This is a genomic window from Caballeronia sp. dw_19 (assembly GCF_018449515.1).
Taxonomy (GTDB): domain Bacteria; phylum Pseudomonadota; class Gammaproteobacteria; order Burkholderiales; family Burkholderiaceae; genus Caballeronia.
Map to the genome: position 1 here is coordinate 11,881 of NZ_JAAVUQ010000054.1, position 20,066 is coordinate 31,946.

The following is a 20,066-nucleotide window of genomic DNA, read 5'->3' on the forward strand; positions in this document are numbered from 1 at the left end:
AATTTTGCTGCTATGAGATCGCTAAGGTATTTATCTCAGGCTCCTGGACAGGCGGTCTGAAACTTGACCTGGCCCCCTTCGACTGCGCGTTATTCACGAGCAATCTCTGAATCGACATCCGGTCGTTCACCCCGACATTCACGGTACCCGTACCGGCTGCCGTCCGGAAGACCCACATAGTACTGGCGTCACATTCGGCGTCAGATTGATATGCGCCCGGCGGGGAGCGCACGGCCTGCAAGCTCGTCTGTCCGACGACCCCGCCGCAACTAGGAGATGGCGCGCGTTCGACACACCGATTCAACCGCGCCTGAAACCGCTGACCACATCGGCATGAGTACTTTAGCGTTGAAGTTCCATCGAGTATTAGCGCGCCGCCAAGCGCCTGCTTTCAGCTCGCATCAACACGTCGTCGAGCAAGGCAAGATCGACAGGTTTAACAAGATGTGCATCGAAGCCCCTGGAGAGCGAACGGGTGCGATCGCTCAACTGCCCGTATCCGGTCACGGCAGCCACGGTCGTGTTGGCAAATGTGGATTGCGCTCGCAGTCGATCCAAAACGTCGAACCCGTCCAGACCCGGCATCGCCAAGTCGACGAATACCGCATGCGGCATGAACCGCTCCGCACTGGCCAGCCCCTCGACGCCGTGGTATGCGACCCGTACCTCGCATCCTTTGAGCGTCATCAGCATCGCCAGACTATCTGCGGAATCCCGGTTATCGTCAATGATCAACACCCGTAATAAGGGGCCTCTGACCGACTCCTCGGGTCCCAAGGCTAACTGCTCTGCATCACGCGTTTCCGAGATCGACAAAAGCGGCAATCGTACTGTGAATGTGCTTCCCAGACCTCGACCGTCGCTCGCCGCAGATATCGCACCACCGTGAAGTTGGACGAGCGAACGGCACAAGGTCAGTCCGATCCCAAGGCCCGTATCGCCCGGGTTGAGATGGTGATCTTCCTGGACAAACAGATTAAAGATCGAATCGAGGGACTCTTTCGGAATACCTCGTCCCTGGTCACTCACGCGCAGCATCACGTTTCGATCCTGAACTTCGATATCCAGCTTGATCCGAGTGCCGTTTCGAGAAAACTTCGATGCATTATTGAGCAAGTTCTGGACGACCTGCACAAGCCTCGTCATGTCACCTTTGAGCGTGACGGTTTGCACCGGTAGATCGATGTCAATGCTCTGTCGCCGCTCCGACGTGAAGGCCCGCACCCCCTCGACACTTCGCGCTACGACGTCGGCGATGTCAAGCGATGCAACACGAAGCTCGATCTTCCCCGTGGTAATGCGACCCATATCCAGCAGGTCATCCACAAGCCGCGTGAGATGAGAGATCTGCCGATCGATCATGTCGCGGCAGTGCGTGATCGTTGCACTCAGACCGGGCTCCAACGCCATGACGTTGACCGCATTGCGGATCGGTGCGAGCGGATTACGCAGTTCATGGGCAAGTGTCGCGATGAACTCGTTCACGCGGCGGCTCGACTGCTCCAGTTCCTCAAACTTTTTGCGCTCGCTCATATCGCGCGTCACCTTGGCGAACCCGCGTAGCAGGCCCTGCTCGTCACGAATGGCGGCGATGACGACGTTGGCCCAAAACATCGAGCCATCCTTGCGCACTCTCCAGCCCTCGTCCTCAATGCGGCCCTGCTCACGGGCAATCGCAAGCTGCCTGACCGGTCTGCCGCTGGCAATGTCGTCCGCGCTATAGAAGACGGAGAAGTGTTGCCCGATGATTTCCTCCGGGCGATATCCTTTGATGTACGCTGCGCCCGCATTCCACGATCGCACGTGGCCGTCCGGATCGAGCATGAAAATCGCATAATCCTTCACGCTTTCGACGAGAAGTCTAAAGCGCTCGTCGATGTGGCGCAACCGCTCCTCTTCTTCCCGATGCGCTGTCACGTCTCGGACCATCTTCACGTAACCGATCGGCTCACCGTCGTCATCGCGTAATAGGGTGAGCGTCACGTTCGCCCAAAACTTCGTCCCGTCCTTGCGTACGCGCCAACCCGCGTCCATAAAACGCCCGTATGCCAGTGCGCGCTCGAGTTCAAGAGTTGGCCAACCTTCGGCAACCCTTTCGGGCGTGTGGAAGCAGGAGAAATGAGTGCCGACGATTTCGTCCTCCGTGTAGCCTTTGAGCCGCGCCGCCCCGGCGTTCCAGTTGAGCACGTTCCCATCGCAGTCGAGCATGAAAATCGCACAGTCGTCGATCGACGCAACCATGGCACGGTAGTCGATAGGACCGCTAGCGTTGCCTTGCGTGCGGGCTGAATTAAGGCCAGAGGTCTTTTGCTTCATTAGACTTTTATATTTTGCGACGCGCTATCAACCCTTTGCGGGGTTCGACTGAACGGCAATGATCCATCGCGGCGGCACCGGAACGTGGATTGCCCGCCCAGGCAGGGGGGCGCGCGACTTGACGGGAGGGCGTGTCGGGATCCCACCTGCAATAAGCATTCCTGCCCACCGCAGTCAAATTCGTGGTCCTTTGCAGTTACTGAACGAAAAGGAACGGTGTCCCAGCTTGCACTGCGGACAGCCTCCAAGTTGGGTGCGTGAGCGCAGCCGCGCGTTCAATGAAATCGGTCACAATAGCGAAATCGGCTAAATTGCCATGAAATGAACTTACGAAAATGGAAAATCTACCGATGTCCGAGGTAGTCAGGAGCGCGACACAGATTTCGGCGACACGCCTGCGTCGTCAACACGAGTTGGCTGTGCGCTTCGGCATGTGGGCATTGAAAGAGCCTACACTCGAGGCGGTCCTGAGCGAAGCGTGCCAAGTGGTGTCGCAAGGCATGAATTCACGTTTTGCCAAGGTTCTCAAGTATCTGCCGGACGAGAACGAGTTCGTGCTGGAAACAGGGGTCGGTTGGGATCGCTCCGACATCGGACACACGCGGCTGGGTGCGGACGATGCCAGTCCTGCGGGTTTCGCCTTCGCCAATGGTCGGCCGGTGATCTCCAATCACCTGGGCCAGGAGCATCGATTTCGCACACCTCGGATCTTGGCGAAGTACGGCATTGAACGGGCGATCAATGTTCCCATTAGAAGTACGCCGACAAGCTGGGGCGTGCTCGAGGCGGATAGTCCCGACGGCGACGAGTTCACTGAAAGCGACCTCGTGTTTCTCGAGGGTGTAGCCAACGTCATCTCGATGACCCTGGAACGGCTTATGGCCGATTCGCAGGCCCATGCGTCCGAGGCGTTTTCAGCGAGCGTGCTCAACGCCAGCCCGGATAGCATCAAGGTCCTGTCGAAAAGCGGGGTGATAGAGTTCACGAATTTGAGCGCCCTTCAGCAAATGGAGATCGATGATCCGACCCTGGTCGAGGGCAAACCATGGATAACGTTGTGGCCTGAGCTCGCCTATGCGCAGGTCGAACAAGCCCTTGAACAAGCGTTCGCAGGCGGGTCGGCGCGCTTCGAAGCCTCTCGGCCAACGCAAAAGGGCCAAGCCCGTTGGTGGGACGTATCCATTGCGCCAATCGTCTCAGACGACGGTGAAATCGAACGCGTCGTCACGGTCGCTCGCGACATCACGGAGCGCCGCAAACACGAGGAGCTGCTGGCGCAGCTCATCGAAGCACGCGAGAATCAGCTCGATTCGAGCGAAATGATGATGAAGGAGGTGCACCACCGCGTACGTAACAGCCTTCAGCTCGTACAAACGCTTCTGTTCTTGCAAGCCAACTTGGCCGTCGAGGAAGAAGTCAAGAGCCAGTTGCGAATCGCCGCCAACCGGGTCTCGACAGTTGGTTCGGTCCACGAGCGCCTTTATAAAGCGGACGGGGCCGAAGCGACCGATGCGGCGTTGTATCTGGAAGGCCTGATCGACGATTTACGCGCAGCGTTCAATGATCGTCCCATCGAACTTTCAGCGAAGTCGTTAATTCTTCCGGCAGCGCGGCTCGCTCCGCTTGGTCTGATTGCCTGCGAACTCGTGACCAATGCGTTGAAATATGGAAAGGGGAAGGTGAGCGTCACGCTGGAGCGAACCACGGACGCCGTCGAACTCGTCGTCTGTGACGAAGGTGATGGATTTCCAGACTCGTTTCCAAAGCCGCAAGGCACCGGCCTCGGGATGAGACTGGTGAGGACATACTCCGGCTTTGGGCAAGACGCGATTGCAGTTGATCGCTCCGTCCCTTTCAGCAAAATCGCGGTGAAATTTAAGACTGTCAGATAATCGCGAGGTGCGGTATATGTAAGTTTCCGGGTGAAATTTGCCGCCGTTCATTTTCCCCTGCTCACTCACTCCCACAATAATAGCTACACTTATCTGTGGAACCACTCTGTAGCGCCTGGCGTCACCCGCTGCTCTGCGCAACATCAGGTTGTGACGCGTATCCGACGACGTGAAAGACGATGTCGGGTACGTCGCTCCTCCGCAGTGTCGTCTGGGACACCTTCATGAAGAAGGTTTATTCGGCGCCTTCAATACCCATGGGGAACGCATTTCAAGGAGAATCTCGATTAATCAGCAACCACACGCCATACGCCGGCGGCGAATCGCGGCAGAGCTGCATGTCGCGGATGATTTTGACGCTGAACGAGAAATTGAGCGACGAATCGCGTTTCTGTCGAAGTACCCAATCGTCGAGTGAATCGCTGTGAGGCTACGGGTCAATACGTCACCGTCACAGTTAATATGTCGCTGTACGATCCAACGCTCGCTGTTTGCTGACCAGAAGGAATGCGTCCATATACAGTCGATGGCTGGGTGGCTCCGCCAGAGGTCGCAGTGATATTTCCGGAAATTAAACTGGTGCCCGAGCTTCCATCGCCCCAGATCGTCGTTCGGGTATTGTCAATATAAACGTTATAACTGAGCAGTTGGCTACCTGATACCAGCTTCCTGGTCAGATAGGTGCCGGTGCCCGCGGAAGCCGCGATGGTGTATGTCGCGGTTGCGGAGCCGGTGCAAGTCACACTCACAGAGCCGGTACTGTCAGAGTTGGCATTGGCGAGGGGGTTGTAATTTCCAAACGCCACCCCGCTCGCCGAAACCGTGCATGTGGGGTCCGCGTTGGCGGTTATGCACGCAGATATTGCCAATGTCAGTACCACGAACTTGAGCAGTTTCATTTCATTGGCTGCAAACAAAAGGACCGACCGTCGGGAGCACGATGGGTGAAGCAGGTGGCAGCGCCTTTGCCGTGCATCGCCTGGCGCCCCATGTCGCGGTCACGCTGACCGGCAGCACAATATCAGGCATGAACACCTCGCCATCTCGGGCGACCCGCTCGCTTGCCTGACCATCGGCGCGAACAACTGCACCTGCAGGTAACGGTTGATTATGTTCGTCAACCAGGATAATAGTGGCACCTGTCACTTTCTTCGCCTCAAACTTGATCAAGTAGCCGCCTTTCTGTGGCGGAGTCACTGTCCGGTCCGAAAGATCAAGAGCCACGTCCAGCGGAATTGCAGTGTCGTCAAGGCGAATGCTGTTGTTTTCATAGGCGACCAGGTTAGGAAGCACTGCAATGCCGCCACCATCAGTGTGACCAATAACCCGGTTATTCGAATAAACGTCAACCGTCTGCTTAAGTGGGACCTCGACCATTGCAAAACTGCTATCGATCCATCGTGTCGGACGCACGATACCCCCGAGCACCGCAATTCCGCCAGTCGCTTCAACCTGCTCATTGACCTGGGAGGCGACATGGTTAGCATCAAGCTCGATTTGCCCGACCTTGCTTAGGTAGGTCACGCCGACGTCCTGCGAATCGTCGTTGATAACAGTGGTACGCGCGCGATATCCCCAACCGCCCTCAAGGTCGGGAGTCCTGGAAACTTCAAAGTTTGCTGTCGTATCATGAGCGGCGAAATTGATCTGACTGGTCGCAACCGATTGATGTCCATATGGAATGACCCATAGAGCTCCGGCCGTCAACGTGCGTGTATTCGCTAACTCTTTGCTGATACTCAACGACAGGCTGCCGTAATGGCGCATATCAAATGTAAGGCCAGTCGCTGCGGCCTTGATGTTCGGTAAATTACGATTTGCATCATTCAGATAACTCAGCGAAAAGGAGATACGGGAGCCAAGCGACATGCTTCCTTGCGCCAAAAATTCGTGCGAGGATGGACGATTATTGCCGTCGTAACCAAGTTGCCAGTAATTTTTAGTGGTGACGGTGTCACTGACAGAAATGCCAAATCCCTGTGACTGATGGGATAACTGTACCTGGGCAAGGCCACCCGAACCGTACTGCGACATGCTTCCGGCCACGCTGGTCGTCAGAACCATGAAATTGAATAAAGGAATGGTCGATCCAACACCCATATCCTGATCCTGGGCAGTGAATTCAGCATGGGTTTCAGCAGTCATATACTTGAACCCATAGCGATACGTGCCAGAAACAAAACCGTCCGCATAGCGGCTGTCGGCTAGACCATAGTTTTCGCGCTGCAAGCCCGCCTCCACCGACCCTGCATGGGTTCCTTCCCGCAGCATAAGCGGGGTGCTGATAAACGGCTGGGAGATGACCTGCTGCCGCCCCAGCGCATCTTGGACGACCATCTGTACATTGCCTTGCCCAGTAAAGACTGGGACATTGCTCAGTGCGAAAGGACCGCTATTCACGCTGGTTGACGCGCGCAGCACGCTGTCAACGTAGATGTTCACGGTTGACGGAGCTTGTGCAACACCAGAAAGCGTCGGCAACGGTGTCGGAATGACATCGGGCCGAATCGAAAAATTGGTATCGTACTGTATTCCGCCGAAGTAAATCTGGTTCGACCAGTTGCTTGATACGGTAGTTGAATCACCTAATGTCAGGGTTGTAATTGAATCGGGAAAATCCCTGACGTATTTCGTATCGAGCCGGTAAAGGGAATTTATTCCGATAGTTTGCCGGTAAATCTCCCGATATTCAAATTCTCCACCGGCGATACCAAATACATTTGCATCAAGCAGTGCGCCAAAATTATAGTAACCGGCCGAATTACTATAGGTCAGATCGTAGTTCAGGTATCCACCTAGAGGTGGTGCCTGTACATTGCGACGTTGCTGCCCGCCGATGCTGGCAGTGGTCCCATTAAACGCCGAACCACTGGCAACGATGCGAAGCGTCTGGGTCGCATCATCAAATACAACATGCGTATCTGGCAGATTGTCGATCCGACAGTAGTCAATTCCGCCAATATGCAGGACTTCAGCGTCGGGCATGTTTAACCGCACTGCGGACAGCAATTGCCTGGCGATAAAAATCTTCCCATCGTTTGTCCTGAGCACGCTTGCAAAGTCTGCAACCTCTTCGCCGTTGACCGTCACAGCGACAACTTCGGGCGCCGTGACTGGTTTGCTGATTTGCGCATGGAGACTGGACATCATCACCGAAAGTAGTAGGCCACATGCGAGTCCGCTATTCAGGCTCCGCATCGAGTACTTCGTCACTTTGCCCAACTGGCGTAAGTATCTTCAGGGTAACGCGGCCAAGGCTGCCACTGGTCACGAGCGGCCACTCTTTCCGTTGTTCCGGCAGGACGTACGTTGGGTCGTTGTCAGTAACGATTGGCGTGCCCTTGTCGTCAGCGATGACAAATCCGTTTATCTTTATGTGCGTATCGCCACTGTTGTCTGCAACCAGAATATATCGTTGACCTTTGTGGACTAAATGCCATGTCACATGCACGTTCTTTTGCACCGGATTGATGAATACCGGAATGCTGACTCGCAGCACCGTGCGCAAGCCAAGCTCTCCTCCAGCCGTTGTTCCATCCGGTATCTCATCCACAATCAAACGGTAGCTTTGCTCTTTCGCCGTTTGCGTGACTGAGCGTAAGCCGAACCGCAGGAACTGTTGTTGACCGGGCTTGATGGTAAATATCGGGGGATTGAGAATCACCTCATCCGTATTGACCTGTGTTTCGATGTGCCCATCGGTGCTCCACTTCACCGCGTGCACCTGTAAGCGAAGATCGCTGTCTCCCTTGTTGGTCAAACGCAGAATCGACATCGGTTTGCTCGAGGTTAGATCAAATGTGATCGGGCTGGCGATGAAAGAACTCGCCGACGCTTCGAGCGCTGGGTAGACGCAGGCCAGCAGAAGTGCCATGGCCTGCGCTGCCCAGCTAGTTTTACGTAGCATGGGCGCCAACCTCGAGCTAGAAGGTAATAGTGGCTATCACCGTGTCGTTATAAGTATCAACGTGAAGAAGACTTTGACCCGCCGGAATTTCCGTATAGACGGTCTGGACGTGCTGGGTACCATCTTCGACTGCTGCAAGTTCGGCGGTTGCCGTATATCCCCAAGGGGTCGTATAAGTGGACTCCTGATACAGGTTGTAAGCCAGAAGGTCCGTGGTATGGGTCGTGCCAGCGAGATGCCGAATCGGGATCGCGGACGTGCCCGTGTCGTGGCCACCGCCGTCGAGCGCGATGAGCGCATTCGTGCCACCGTTGGTGCAAGTATAGGTAACTGACCCGCTGGTGTCCTTGACCGGGGTACCTGCGGCACCTGCATTAGCAGTGACCGGGTCATATGTGCTTGTGAAGCCCGTGGCGGTCAGCGTGCAACTCGCTGCGATGGTTGCACTATTGGTCAAGGTGGCCGTGGTACTGCCCGCCGCCATCGCGCTTGCTGAACCGACCAGAGCCAATGCAAACACGAGAGTCCTAAGTTTAAATGCGTTCATGCTTTAATCCTGACAGGTTATAGAGAGAATATTCTGTTACCAGATCGAACACCGGAGTCACGTCATGCGCACCGGGCATTGCCGAGAAACATAGCCGCTTTGATAATTTCGACGTTATCACCGCTCACCGGGCATAACTCGCCCATAAAAAGTCAAATCTGCTTTCAATAAATACTCATCAATTGAAGATTACCGATAGCAGATATCGTTGAATAAGGGCTCACTTTCAATCCGATTATTTTCTGCGGTAGGTACGAAAATCGATGCACAGACCTATACCCTGGGTCGCCCGTAAATCGAGCCAATAGACCAGCGGAGAATCCGATAATTATTACCGGTTATCTTTAGATTTTCCGTTATCGGCATTCGGTTGAGTGGAGACTAGTCTTATTTGTAATAAAATGTTAGCTAATTTTTAAGCAAACGTTTACGGGAAAATAATATTTAGCATAGAAGGCTTGCTGGCATGCGTTTGCGCTCTGCCCCGAATTTACGGATATTTTCGATAGTGTTGCTATTTTGTCTGAACAAACTGCAATGATGTCGATGCAATTTACGGTAACACCTCTTAAAGTCTCACATTGATCGCATGGAGCGGTAATAAGCGACCGAAAGAGCATCCGCGACCTCCCTCCTTTCGCGGGCGATCTCTGCGTTCGGGCCCCACACCGTCTGCGTGCGGAGAACGGCGCTTATTGGGCGGATCGTCTCCTACACAAGACGGCGTTGGACGGCCCATTAGCACGGTTTCCAATCGATTGTTTAAAGCCTGAGACTTTTGGTGAAAACGGATGAGCGTTTTTTCCAATCGTCTAGCGCAGCAGTATGGAAACTTAATACACAGCAAGCGCATAGCCGGCGAGTCAAACCATCTGCCATGCGAGCGATCACACTAGATCTTCGCTCTTCCCGACTCCCCGACGGCTACGGCCATATTCCCACTGACATATCGCTTCGACAACGCCTCGTAAAGCGCTGGGGCAAAGAGTTTCGATACCTGGCTGGATATCAGCGCTGTCGCCATGAGTGATATGACGAGTGCATGGCCGTTGATCATCTCGATCACGATCACGAACGCGGTGATCGGGCTTTGCGTCACTGCAGCCAGATAACCGACCATTCCGAGCGCGATCAGCATCGGCAGCTGCATCTGGCCGAACACCAGGTGCAGCGCATTTCCAATACCGGCACCGATCGCCAACGAGGGCGCAAAGAGTCCACCAGGTGCGCCCGGCAGATACGACCCGACCATCGAGGCCATCTTGAGCACCGGGTAGGCAGCGCTTAGTTGAGCTCGTCCTTCCAGCATTGCCCGCGCTTCGGCATAGCCACTGCCGAACGTATGTCCGCCGGAGGCCACGCCGATCACGGCGATGATCAGGCCGCACACGGCACCAAACGCCACCGGATGACGGTCGCGCCAGGTGTTGACCCGCGACGGGATCCAGCGCCCGGTATTCAGTAGTAGCCAGCAGAATACGCCGCCCGCGGCGCCGGACACAGCACCGATCAGTACGACGGCTACTGCGAGCAGGTCTGGGAAGTGGTTCCCTATATCGATCGTTCCGAAATACGTGTAGTTGCCCTGCAATCCCAGCGAAACAATACCGGCGAAGATGATGGCGGTAATCAGCACGCCACTTGTGCGCTGCTCGAAGCTTCGGGTCAACTCCTCGATCGCAAAGACGACACCGGCGAGCGGCGCGTTAAACGCTGCCGACAGGCCCGCTGCGGCACCAGCGAGCGCCAGCCGGTGCTCAAGCGCTGTGCCCCGGAGGGCCCGGAACCGCTGAGGATAAAAGCGCCGCAGGTTGAACATGAGTGCCGCACCCACGTGGATCGTCGGACCCTCCCGGCCGATCGTAAATCCCCCCAATATCGAAAGGAACGACACCACGATCTTGCCGACCAGGATTCTTATGCTTAGAAGGCGTGGCTCAAGAGCGCCGCTGTCATGAAGCGTCGCGATGACCTGAGGGATTCCGCTGCCTTCTGATCCAGGGAAAAAGCGTCTGGTCAACCAAACGCCGAGTGCGCCGATCGCCGGGCTGACGGGAAGCGGCAACCACCAGTACCGCGTTGCATATCGCAGAAAAGTGTCGTATCCGACGTCGATCAGCTTAGCGTACAGAACGGCGACGAGCCCGGTCGCGATGGCGCCCAGCCAGAACACGCCGTAATGCAGCCACAACCGTCTGCCACGCTGCACCACACGTTTATCGATAAATCCCGGTATGCGCATGACGCCGCCGCAAAGGCACGAGTATAAACGATAAGGCACACTGTGCCATATCTCGCGATAGACGGCTCAATCTTCATGGCGAAGTGTAATAAAAGCGGGAGGACCGTCACTTCCTGCGCGCAGGTCCAAATACCCAGCCGAAAGACTCGATCTCCGACTTGTGTAGCGCCACCAGTTTCAACAGACAGCGCTCGCCCTTCGTCGTGAGATGCACCTGAACCTGCCGGCGGTCCAGGCCGTCGGGTACGCGAACCACCAGACCTGCGGCTTCGCAACGTGAGACGAGTGCGGCTGTACCATTCGGCGCAGCCTGCAGCCGTTCCGCGAGTTCACCGACACTGGCCCATTGCCGGCCGGGAAACCCTCTGACATGCAGGAGCAACTGATATTGCAACGGAGTTACGCCCTCTGCGTGGGTAATCTCCTCCGAGAACCGCAGAAACTGTCGCAGCTGATAGCGAAACTCGGACATCGCCTCTAGATCCTGCTTGCCTGGCGCCGTGGCGGATGTGCCTTTGCGGGAGCTCATTCAGTCTCCAGAGATTGGGGAAATGCGGATTAAAAATATGTCATCTTGTGCCTAAACTGCTCCTAAGTTGCGCGTCCGGGTTTCGGTTCGTGCGTGGAACAGGCAGCGAATTCTCCGGCCGCGTGATGTAGCCGTGTTCGCCGCCTTTGCAGAGGATTCTAAAACGTTCAACGCGGAGGAGACCAATGTCGACGTATCGCTTTGTTTTCAGGTGCCGGTTGCCATGACGTATCCGCGTTAGGGCGAATGGCACTTACTTAAGCCAGCATGGAGGAGAAGAGGCGGGTAAGTACTTGAAGAGAAACGGAGGAGGCTGATCCAGGGATTGATAGGATGGTTGTTACCAGGCAAACACCCGTCTCATTCCAAGGACCAGCCCCCATGGATCGTAATGCACGAAGTCATCACAGGCAAACCATAGGCGGCGTTCAAAGCCGGGCGCGCAGGGCCCAGGCGGTTGACTACTTCAACATACTGACGAGCCCGGAGCTGTTGGACATAACGGAAGCGCATTTGCCAGAACATCGGGAACGGCTGTATCCGCCGACGGTGACACTGTCGATGTTCATGCGCCAGGCGCTGGAAGAGGACGCCTCCTGTCAGAAGGCGGTCAACGGGTGGGCTGCGCAGCGAGCTGCCGACGGGCTGCGACCCATGAGTGTGCGTACGGGAGGCTACTGCCGCGCTCGCCAGAGACTGCCTCTGACGATGGTGCGGGAGTTGACGCGCGAGACAGGACGTCAACTGCACGAGCAGGCCAGAGCGGCCTGGACGTGGCGCGGGCGCCCGGTCAAGCTGGTTGACGGGACAGGGATCTCGATGCCCGATACGCCGTCGAATCAGGCCCGCTTCCCGCAGTCCAGTTCTCAGGCCGAAGGAGTGGGATTTCCGTTAGCCTATCTGGTTGCGGTGATCTGTCTGGCAAGCGGCGCAGTGCTGGAGGCGAGTGTCGGAACTTACGCGGGCAAAGGCAGCGGGGAGCTGACGGCGTTTCGCATGCTCCAAGACACGTTTCGCAAAGGTGATGTGATCGTCGCCGATGCCTTGTATTGCCACTACTTTCTGATGGCCTCAATGATCGCCGCCGGAGTGGATGTCGTGATGGAACAGCATGGGGCACGCCGCACCGACTTTCGGCGAGGCAAGTCGCTGGGCATGCGCGATCACATTGTGACGTGGCCCAAACCCCGGCAACGTCCCGACTGGATGACGCGTGAGCAGTACCAGGCCTTCCCCGATGAACTGATGGTGCGCGAGTCCAGGCTGCATCACCGGGTGCTGGTCACCACGATGCTTGATGCACGCAAGACCAGCAAACAGGAGCTCTCGCAGTTGTACGCCAGGCGTTGGAACGTGGAACTGGATCTACGTAACACCAAGACGACGATGGGTATGGACGTACTGCATTGCCAGACTGCCCACATGAACGAGAAGGAGATCTGGGTCCATCTGCTGGCCTATAACGTGATTGTGCGACACGAAGTCGCCTGTAGAAGTTGTTCCCACTTCAATGGAGGGAACCACCCGTGTCACCGGGTGCATCTAGGGGTGAGTAGCCCCGGGGAGTTTCACCCCGAGGCTCTCGCAGAACCGGACGTGAGGCTCGCACCTCATCCGGCTCCCGTTACCCAACCTCGCGCCGAGCGATACGCCAGTGAACGAACAACCGCGGAGCGAGGTCCATCATCTTGCCGAGCCATCGCACACTACGCTGCTTTCGCCGTCGTAATGTCTTGTATTTGCGTCTGGCCCACTGCGCAAGCTTCTGGTCTATATAGTGGAAGAGCTTTCGCATCTCCGACCTATAGAACGCCCCATAGTAGTTCCACCACCCTTGTATCGTCGGGTTGCATAACTGCGCGATGTCCTCAAGCGTCGCCGGCGTCCGGCGGTGAATCCGCCAGCCCCGCACTACTTGCCTCATCCGTTTGAGCGCGTCGCCACTCACCGCCGGCAGGAAGCCGGTAAATAGCCGGTTGTGTCGACTGCGCGCCCCCCTGGGCCCGAACGTGAAACCCAGAAACGTAAATTGCACGTTCGGAAAGGCACCAGTACGCTTGCTGTCCTTGCAGTACACGATTTTCGACTTCTCCGGATGCATCGTCAGCCCACATTCCTCCAGCCGTAATGCAATAGAGCGCATCACCGCTTCTGCCTGCGCCTGGGTGCGGCAGTGAACCACCGCATCGTCGGCGTAGCGCGCGAAGGGACATTGTGGATACGTCCGCTTCATCCAGCTATCGAACGCGTAATGCATGAACAGATTCATCAGGATCGGACTGACCACACCACCCTATGGAACCCCTCGCGTCCGGGACAGATTCGTCCCGTCCGCGATCTCGAACGGCGCAGTCAGCCACCGCTCGATGTACAGCAGGATCCAGTTCTCCCTGATGTGGCTTCGCACTGCCTTCATCAACAACGCATGATCGATCTGATCGAACGCCGCCTTGATGTCAAACTCAACAACCCAGTCATACTGCCAGCAACGCTTGCGCGTCACAGCAATCGCCTGTTTAGCCGACTTGCCTGGCCGGTATCCATAAGAATCTGGATGAAACACCGGGTCGAGTGTCGGCTCGATCATGAGCTTGACAACACTTTGGGCAATTCGATCAGACACGGTGGGGACGGTCAGCGCGAACTGCACAAGTGCTCAGCGAGCATTTGGGATGGGCTGAGATTCGTCACCCGTTCCATCCCCTCAGGGGCCAACGCTTTCCCGTTCTGAAGGAGCGCCGCGTCGCAGGCACCGAGACATTGCTTCTGCGCGATACAGAACGCGGCAGCTTTAGCATTGCGCGCGAATGGACCGACTGGGGCACACCGACTGTCCACGACGACGCCATCGCGTCCGTGTGCTGCTTCGATCTGGGCATGTTGTTGGAGCTGGTCACGTTGATCGACCAGCTTGCCCCATCCAGGAAGTCGTCGAACAAAGGAGCTTGATCAATGCATCTCCTTGTCCTATTATCAGACCAGTTTTCAACGTGATCCGCCAATGGAAGATATTCCGTCGTCCACTTTGCGCAGACGCCGCGCGCAATTGCTGAAGCAAATGCCGGCGTTAGAGACGCTCTTGCGCGGCTCTCTCATCGAGCGCTACAAGCGCTGCGGCAAACCGGGCTGCAAGTGTGCAGACGGCCCCGGCCATGGCCCCAAGTACTACCTGTCCGTGAGCTTTCCCGGCCGCCGGCCCCAAATGGACTACGTACCGCAAGCCGATTACACCGACGTTACCGAACGTCTGGCGAACTATCACCGAGTCCGCGAGATCATCGAGGAAATCTGCGAGATCAACCGCGAACTATTGCGCCGCCGCGAGGCGCTCTGAGGGGCGCCGGTGAGCCAGTCTCCGCTGTCACTCACCCACATCATCGATCCGCAATCGGCCGGCGTACTCATCGCCAACATGCTCGAGGCCTGGCTCACCGCCGGGCCCGCGCTGGAGCTGACCGAGGAGGCCGCCGATGAACACCAAGATCACCCCCCAACATCAAAGCAAGCCGGCGTACATCGGTCCATGCCCGCGGCACATACAGCTCGCGGTCGATGAATGCACTGCCGCCATGACCGGCATAGCAGAGGAATACGCCGACCTGGCAATTCTCGATTCGGCCCGCCGTGCCGCTGTATTGGCGTTGCACGCCGGCCGAGTGCTCACCTTTCTTGATGAAACCAGTTTCGTCCACGATCAGCACTGCATCACGCTCGCCGAGTCGTTCACCCACGTATTGGCGCAGTACATCGCGCGCGGCGTCGGCGTCCCACTGTGCCCGCTCGAGCAGGTGCTGCACGCCGTCCGGTGTTGCCTCGCCAATCCATTCGGCAAGTTGCCAGCCGTTCTTGCGCTCGACTGTGCCCAGCAGCCCCTTCATATACGCCAGTGAGCGCTGCCGGGGTTCAGGGCGTCTGAACAGGTGTTCGAGACGTTCATGCAATGCGTACAGTTCACGTTCCCACGATTTCGCAATTGCTCGCATCGGTTTATACTCACATAGTAGTTCTAACTAATTATAGTAAAAAAATCTACGGCTGTAGTACTAGAACAAATGTCGTTGCTTTTGAATTCATCTTTCGCTTTCTCTGGGGAGATTTGGCAATCAGAGAGCATCTCGCGAGAGTTCTTCGACAGTAGCGTCGACTTCGGCAAACACATCGAGCATTCGGTACTTGCTCTGCAAACGACGGGCGTGCTGGAGGAACGCAGGGTCATGAAGTACCTGCTCCACGGCGTTTCGCAGCGCATCTACAGAAGGTTTGCCAGTTGCTAAGTTAATAGCCGCACCGGTCTTGGCCGTCCGGGCAGTGACTTCAATCTTGTCTTCCGACTCACCGGCAAGAACCAGCGGGACACCATGATTGAGTGCTTGCTGTGCCCCCCCATACCCGCCATTGCTCACCATCACATCGGTGTGCGGAAGCAAGTGGTCCAGGGGTATGAAGTCCGCGACATAGGCGTTCGAAGGGACCGCGCCGATATCGGCATCGGCCCGTCCAGTCAACGCCACGACGACCACGTCCATGTTCTCGAGCGCCCGAAGCGTCGGAACGATCAGGTCATTGAAGTCGCGATTGGCAATCGTTCCCTGTGTGACGACGACTACCTTTTGCGCGCCGAGGACGTTCGGCGAGGACGATGAAAACGCGTACGAGGAAGCCGAACGGCTCGAAACCGAAATCGACAAGGTGAACGCCGCCCTCATCGCACTCGAAAGCCGCCTCGTCGTGTGGGACGCGCAACAGATGGCCGAAGCAGGCGCGTTCGTGATGGTCAGCTCGCAGGGCAAATTGATGATCGAACGGGGTCTGGTGCGCCGCGAGAACAGCGCGGCACTGGACGCAGCAGGCGCGACCGTGACCGGCACCCCGGAAGCCGAACGCGAACCCGGCACGACAGCGGACCCTGTGCACAAGGAGAAGCCGGTCCACAGTGCGAAGCTCTGCCAGCGCCTGACCGCGCACCGTACCGCTGCCGTTCACGCGGAACTGATCGCGCAGCCGTCCCTCGCACTCGCCGCCCTCCTGCAACGCGTGATTCCGGAAGTTTTTCCGGAACGGTACGGCGTCTCGTTCGTCCCGCACGCGCTGGAACTGTCCTGCAACAGCAACCACGACAAGCTGCTCGGCGCGGCGGATGACCTGCCCACCAGCACCGCGTGGAACCTCATCGAGGCGCAGCGCGAGCGGTGGAGCCGAGAACTCCCCGCGCGGCGTGCGGACCTGCTGCCGTGGCTGATCGAACAGGACCCCGGCACGACCCTGCTGGACCTGCTCGCCTTCTGCACCGGCACCCTGCTCGACGGCATCGCCGGGGAGGAAAAGCCCCATGCCATCAATGCGCTCGCCAGCGTGCTGAACCTTGACATGACGCGGTACTGGACGCCCACCCGCGCCTCGTACTTCGATCATGTCAGCAAGGCGCGCATCGCTGAAGTCGTCGCCAGCGCCGCGTCACCGAAGATCGCCGCCGACCTCGGCAAGATGAAAAAGGCCGACGCGGCAGCCGCCGCCGAACTGCGGCTCGCGAAGTCCGCATGGCTCCCGGAAGTCCTCACCGATCGCGAAGTCCCGGCAGCGCGCTCCTACGGCGCGGCCCATGACGCGGATGGAGATGACAACGAGGAAGCCGACGCCGGTGATGAAGTGCAGCAGGACGGCGATGCGAAAGGCGATGACCACGGTAATGAGCCCGGTAATGACCGGATCAACGGTAGGGAACCCGGCGAAGGTGTCGGCACTCCGTCGCCGGCGGACGGCCCGACCGGGGCACAGGAGCCAACCGCGACAGACGGCAACGGTGCGCTGCCCGCGTGGCCCTTCCCGACTGTCGCAACCGCTGCGAGCGCCGCAAGTGCGACGTCCGCGACGCCCGCTGATGGCATGTCCATGACGCAGGACGCTGCGTAATCCGCGCAGGTTCCGCCGGTCAGTCCGGTGGAACCTGCTGACCGGGCGCAGCCCCCGCAGGACTGCGCTGCTATCCCGCGTGCCGTCAGTGGCACGCGCACTCAAAGAGAGGCAATCATGAAAAAATCGATCAAGGTCATCGTGATCGCAATCAATCACGATTCCGGCCACGTCTTCACGACCGCCCTTGAAGTGACGGACGACGAATACGGTAACGGTAAGCACTTTCACGTCGCCGTCGCTCGGGCCGCAGAAGCCGGCTTTGTGTCACCCCTGATCGCCGTAGAGGCCGACGATCTGGTCCGCCTCGCGATGGAGATCAGGACAGCCATTGCGCAGCGCAACGCAACGCCGCACACTAGCCCACGATGCGACAGGCCGGGAAGCGGATTCCCGCCTGTCGCACCCTGTCGCGCCCTGCCCCCTATCCCCGCCATACGGCCAGCCAGACGGCTATCGCTACCGCACTGCCCAGCGCAACCAACCCGACCGCCAGCATGGCCTGCAGCGCACGCCAGTACCTGCGCGCCAGCGACTGTGCCCTGGCCTGCGCCTGCTGTCCCGCTTCCCGCGTCGCATGCTCGAAAGCTTCGACGGCCCCGTCAAGCCGCGCGCGCTGCTCGCGTACCGCGATGGCAAACGCGCCCACCAGACGATTACCCGCCGCCCGCGCGATCCGGTTGGCGGCGCGCTCTGCCAGCGCATCGAGCGCGGCCTCGTTCAGCCCCGCGAGAGCCGCCCGGTAGCGCTCCTCATGCTCGCGGATCATGTGCTCGGCAAGCCGTATCGTTTCCTTGCAGCGCGCGAGCGCATCACGATGCTGCGCCATCAGCGCATCCGTCGCTTCCCTGGCTTCGGCGCGCATCGTATGGAGGCTGCCCTCGCCCGCTTTCCTGATGCGATCCGGCATCGCCTCGTACAGCCGCGCATAGAATTCGAGCTACGGCGAGCACCGACCAGAGCGCGTCGTTATCGCGCAGATTCAGTGCAGCCGACACGCGCCGCATGCGCGCGATGCTCACGTCGTCCGGGACTTCGCCCGACACATCGAGGAACAGGCGCGCGAGCGGATCGGGCGGGCGCGCACGCCGCGAGCGCGTCGGACGTCGCGGGCGTCCTGGGGGTCCCCAGGGTCCATCAGCCATCGGCGATGACACCGGCAAACATCGCGTCATAGAGCGAGCGCCAGCGCAGCAGCTCCGCGCGCTGCCCGATAGGCAGCGTCTCTGCCGCCTTGCGCACCGACAACCGCTGGCTGCGCAGGTCATCGGCCACGCGATCCGCAAGGTCGGGAAAGTCCAGTGACTTGCCCTTCGCTTCGATACCGTTGCGGATGTTCGAATCCTGATAGAGCGTGAACTTGTCGGCGGTGCCGAAGTAGGCGTTGCGCACGACGTGGGTGGTCGCATCAGGAAACGTCGCGCCGAACTCGCGCAGCAGTTCCAGACTGTCGCGCTGCCGGTTGATGACCCAGAACACGACCAGCCGCCGCGCCAGTTCATCGAGCGTGCTGGCCAGCGTCGCGCCATAGCGCGCTACCCCCGCCTGATTGCGCGCCGCGGTATTCACGATCACCACAGCATCGCGCTTCGCATCACAGTAGTTGACGAGTCCAATCCAGCCATCGGCTTCGTCGAGGTCAAACGCCGCGCATTCAATCTCGTGGTGAATCGCTTTCATCACGTCCGGATTCGCGTGTCGGTTTCGACCACTACAAGGTTGGCATTGCGCCGTTGCAGGTGATCGGCCAGCGCGAGTGCGACGATGCTCTTGCCCACGCCGCCCTTGCTGCCGCCCACGAGATAGATGGGGTTGAGGGTCTCTGCCATAGCCGTCCTTTACAGATCGTCGGTATCGGGTTTGATCGCGAATGCGAGCGAACCCTCTACCGGCATGGGTTGCGGTTTGACTTCTGCCTTTCCCCCATGCGGACGCGCTTCAGTACGCGCCTCATTACGCATCTCCGTACGGAGACTGTTCGAGCGTGATGCGCCGCCCTGCGCTGCCCCATGCGCGCGCGGCAGTGTCGTGACAGTACCCGTTGCTGGCGCTCTCGTCTCCGGACGTGTCGTGTTGCCTGTGCTGTTTCCCTTTCCCGCGCTGTTTCCCTTGCCTCCGGAACGCAGCGCATAACGGATCGTGCCAGCCGTGATATCGATGCCCGTCTGTTTTGCCTGCTCCGCGATCTGCTCCAATGTGTAGCCCTTGGTCTGCGCTCCCCGGATATGGGCGCGCATCTCTTTCTTCGCGTCGCGCACGCCGACACCGCGTTCGGCCTCGGGTTTCTCGGGTAACGCATCGAGCGTATGGGCGAACGCATCCCATTGCGATTTCGTATAAAGCTTGGCAACAGGCATCGCAACCTCCAGCGCACATCGGTACACACCACCTGCACACCATCCTGCTCACGCACAACGCACCTGTCAACGCCGTCCCTTTGCGTCGCAAGGCACCGTAGGAACTCCAGGGAACTCATGGGAACACGGGGGAACAACGCACTTTTTTTCGCGTGTCGTACACACACAACGTTTCCACCCTGACGCATTGCCATCACCGCCATTTTGCGGGCGGTTTGCGCTGATCGTGGAGAGCTTGTCATCACCGTTATGCATTGCGTTTACGCTGAACACGAACACCTTGACGCCGCAACATCGCCGCCGTTGACGCAACCGCTTTGCACATCCTTGTGAACCCGCAACGCGCGAGGTTTACCAGCGGTTCGC

The 20,066-nt window shown here is 58.2% G+C and carries 15 protein-coding genes and 4 pseudogenes; 5 read left to right on the top strand and 14 right to left on the bottom strand.

The window, feature by feature from the left end; all coding sequences use genetic code 11:
• Positions 1–366: 366 nt before the first annotated feature.
• Positions 367–2,316: a PAS domain-containing sensor histidine kinase gene (locus HB376_RS37235; protein WP_255631799.1), complete on the bottom strand. Its 1,950-nt coding sequence runs from the start codon at positions 2,314–2,316 to the stop codon at positions 367–369.
• 350 nt (positions 2,317–2,666) lie between these two features.
• Here HB376_RS37235 and HB376_RS37240 point away from each other — a divergent pair, with 350 nt between their 5' ends.
• A complete protein-coding gene (locus HB376_RS37240) occupies positions 2,667–4,208 on the top strand; it encodes a histidine kinase dimerization/phosphoacceptor domain -containing protein (RefSeq protein WP_255631800.1) in 1,542 nt (513 codons plus the stop codon).
• Positions 4,209–4,645: 437 nt separating this feature from the next.
• Here the strand turns inward: HB376_RS37240 and HB376_RS37245 are convergent, their stop codons facing one another.
• The 6 genes from HB376_RS37245 to HB376_RS37270 form a co-directional block, all read right to left on the bottom strand.
• Entirely contained in the window at positions 4,646–5,107 is a 462-nt protein-coding gene (locus HB376_RS37245; protein ID WP_213768696.1) for a spore coat U domain-containing protein, read from the bottom strand.
• A gap of 1 nt (position 5,108) precedes the next feature.
• Positions 5,109–7,406: a fimbria/pilus outer membrane usher protein gene (locus HB376_RS37250; protein WP_213768697.1), complete on the bottom strand. Its 2,298-nt coding sequence runs from the start codon at positions 7,404–7,406 to the stop codon at positions 5,109–5,111.
• The gene (locus HB376_RS37255) at positions 7,390–8,082 is read right to left on the bottom strand and encodes a fimbria/pilus periplasmic chaperone (RefSeq protein ID WP_255631801.1); all 693 of its coding nucleotides are present in this window, start codon (positions 8,080–8,082) and stop codon (positions 7,390–7,392) included. Before HB376_RS37255 ends, HB376_RS37250 begins: the two co-directional genes overlap by 17 nt.
• A 49-nt stretch (positions 8,083–8,131) precedes the next feature.
• On the bottom strand, positions 8,132–8,662 hold the full coding sequence (locus tag HB376_RS37260; RefSeq protein WP_213768699.1) for a spore coat U domain-containing protein: 531 nt from the start codon (positions 8,660–8,662) through the stop codon (positions 8,132–8,134).
• An 892-nt stretch (positions 8,663–9,554) separates the two neighbouring features.
• Positions 9,555–10,904, bottom strand: coding sequence for a chloride channel protein (locus HB376_RS37265; RefSeq protein WP_213768700.1), 1,350 nt, complete (start codon positions 10,902–10,904; stop codon positions 9,555–9,557).
• Positions 10,905–11,010: 106 nt separating this feature from the next.
• On the bottom strand, positions 11,011–11,433 hold the full coding sequence (locus HB376_RS37270) for a MarR family winged helix-turn-helix transcriptional regulator (RefSeq protein WP_213768701.1): 423 nt from the start codon (positions 11,431–11,433) through the stop codon (positions 11,011–11,013).
• Between the two features lie 381 nt (positions 11,434–11,814).
• Here HB376_RS37270 and HB376_RS37275 point away from each other — a divergent pair.
• Positions 11,815–12,903: pseudogene (locus HB376_RS37275) on the top strand (IS4 family transposase); the annotation flags it as partial.
• 154 nt (positions 12,904–13,057) lie between these two features.
• On the opposite strand, the gene HB376_RS41530 reads toward HB376_RS37275, so the two are convergent.
• Positions 13,058–13,357 carry a group II intron maturase-specific domain-containing protein gene (locus HB376_RS41530; RefSeq protein ID WP_255631805.1) on the bottom strand — a complete coding sequence of 100 codons (300 nt, stop codon included), beginning with the start codon at positions 13,355–13,357 and terminating at the stop codon, positions 13,058–13,060.
• 141 nt (positions 13,358–13,498) lie between these two features.
• Positions 13,499–14,020: pseudogene (locus tag HB376_RS41535) on the bottom strand (reverse transcriptase domain-containing protein); the annotation flags it as partial.
• A gap of 65 nt (positions 14,021–14,085) precedes the next feature.
• Between HB376_RS41535 and HB376_RS37285 the strand changes: the two are divergent.
• On the top strand, positions 14,086–14,382 hold the full coding sequence (locus HB376_RS37285; protein WP_062174803.1) for a Y4bD/Y4pK family protein: 297 nt from the start codon (positions 14,086–14,088) through the stop codon (positions 14,380–14,382).
• 52 nt (positions 14,383–14,434) lie between these two features.
• On the top strand, positions 14,435–14,767 hold the full coding sequence (locus HB376_RS37290; protein WP_213768702.1) for a DUF6788 family protein: 333 nt from the start codon (positions 14,435–14,437) through the stop codon (positions 14,765–14,767).
• Positions 14,768–14,861: 94 nt separating this feature from the next.
• On the opposite strand, the gene HB376_RS37295 is transcribed toward HB376_RS37290, so the two are convergent.
• The gene (locus HB376_RS37295; protein WP_346730654.1) at positions 14,862–15,416 is read right to left on the bottom strand and encodes a transposase; all 555 of its coding nucleotides are present in this window, start codon (positions 15,414–15,416) and stop codon (positions 14,862–14,864) included.
• A gap of 120 nt (positions 15,417–15,536) precedes the next feature.
• Positions 15,537–16,121, bottom strand: a complete 585-nt coding sequence (locus HB376_RS37300; protein ID WP_213768703.1) for a nucleotide disphospho-sugar-binding domain-containing protein — start codon at positions 16,119–16,121, stop codon at positions 15,537–15,539.
• Here HB376_RS37300 and HB376_RS37305 point away from each other — a divergent pair.
• Complete coding sequence (locus HB376_RS37305; protein ID WP_346730655.1) at positions 16,009–17,343, top strand: hypothetical protein; 1,335 nt, start codon at positions 16,009–16,011, stop codon at positions 17,341–17,343. The two genes, HB376_RS37300 and HB376_RS37305, sit on opposite strands and share 113 nt — an antisense overlap.
• Positions 17,344–17,767: 424 nt before the next feature.
• On the opposite strand, the pseudogene HB376_RS37310 reads toward HB376_RS37305, so the two are convergent.
• The 3 genes and pseudogenes from HB376_RS37310 to HB376_RS37320 all read right to left on the bottom strand — a co-directional run bounded on the left by HB376_RS37310 (position 17,768) and on the right by HB376_RS37320 (position 19,700).
• A pseudogene (locus HB376_RS37310) lies at positions 17,768–18,488 on the bottom strand (hypothetical protein).
• A pseudogene (locus HB376_RS37315) lies at positions 18,481–19,172 on the bottom strand (P-loop NTPase). The pseudogenes HB376_RS37310 and HB376_RS37315 overlap by 8 nt, the downstream one beginning before the upstream one ends.
• Positions 19,173–19,181: 9 nt before the next feature.
• The gene (locus tag HB376_RS37320; protein WP_213768704.1) at positions 19,182–19,700 is read right to left on the bottom strand and encodes a hypothetical protein; all 519 of its coding nucleotides are present in this window, start codon (positions 19,698–19,700) and stop codon (positions 19,182–19,184) included.
• Between the last annotated feature and the right edge of the window lie 366 nt (positions 19,701–20,066).

Bases quoted from the DNA above. Each gene is read 5' to 3' on its own strand.
- HB376_RS37235 (WP_255631799.1), bottom strand. From the start codon at position 2,316: ATGAAGCAAAAGACCTCTGGCCTTAATTCAGCCCGCACGCAAGGCAAC.
- HB376_RS37240 (WP_255631800.1), top strand. From the start codon at position 2,667: ATGTCCGAGGTAGTCAGGAGCGCGACACAGATTTCGGCGACACGCCTG.
- HB376_RS37245 (WP_213768696.1), bottom strand. From the start codon at position 5,107: ATGAAACTGCTCAAGTTCGTGGTACTGACATTGGCAATATCTGCGTGC.
- HB376_RS37250 (WP_213768697.1), bottom strand. From the start codon at position 7,406: ATGCGGAGCCTGAATAGCGGACTCGCATGTGGCCTACTACTTTCGGTG.
- HB376_RS37255 (WP_255631801.1), bottom strand. From the start codon at position 8,082: ATGGCACTTCTGCTGGCCTGCGTCTACCCAGCGCTCGAAGCGTCGGCG.
- HB376_RS37260 (WP_213768699.1), bottom strand. From the start codon at position 8,662: ATGAACGCATTTAAACTTAGGACTCTCGTGTTTGCATTGGCTCTGGTC.
- HB376_RS37265 (WP_213768700.1), bottom strand. From the start codon at position 10,904: ATGCGCATACCGGGATTTATCGATAAACGTGTGGTGCAGCGTGGCAGA.
- HB376_RS37270 (WP_213768701.1), bottom strand. From the start codon at position 11,433: ATGAGCTCCCGCAAAGGCACATCCGCCACGGCGCCAGGCAAGCAGGAT.
- HB376_RS41530 (WP_255631805.1), bottom strand. From the start codon at position 13,357: ATGAGGCAAGTAGTGCGGGGCTGGCGGATTCACCGCCGGACGCCGGCG.
- HB376_RS37290 (WP_213768702.1), top strand. From the start codon at position 14,435: ATGGAAGATATTCCGTCGTCCACTTTGCGCAGACGCCGCGCGCAATTG.
- HB376_RS37295 (WP_346730654.1), bottom strand. From the start codon at position 15,416: ATGCGAGCAATTGCGAAATCGTGGGAACGTGAACTGTACGCATTGCAT.
- HB376_RS37320 (WP_213768704.1), bottom strand. From the start codon at position 19,700: ATGCCTGTTGCCAAGCTTTATACGAAATCGCAATGGGATGCGTTCGCC.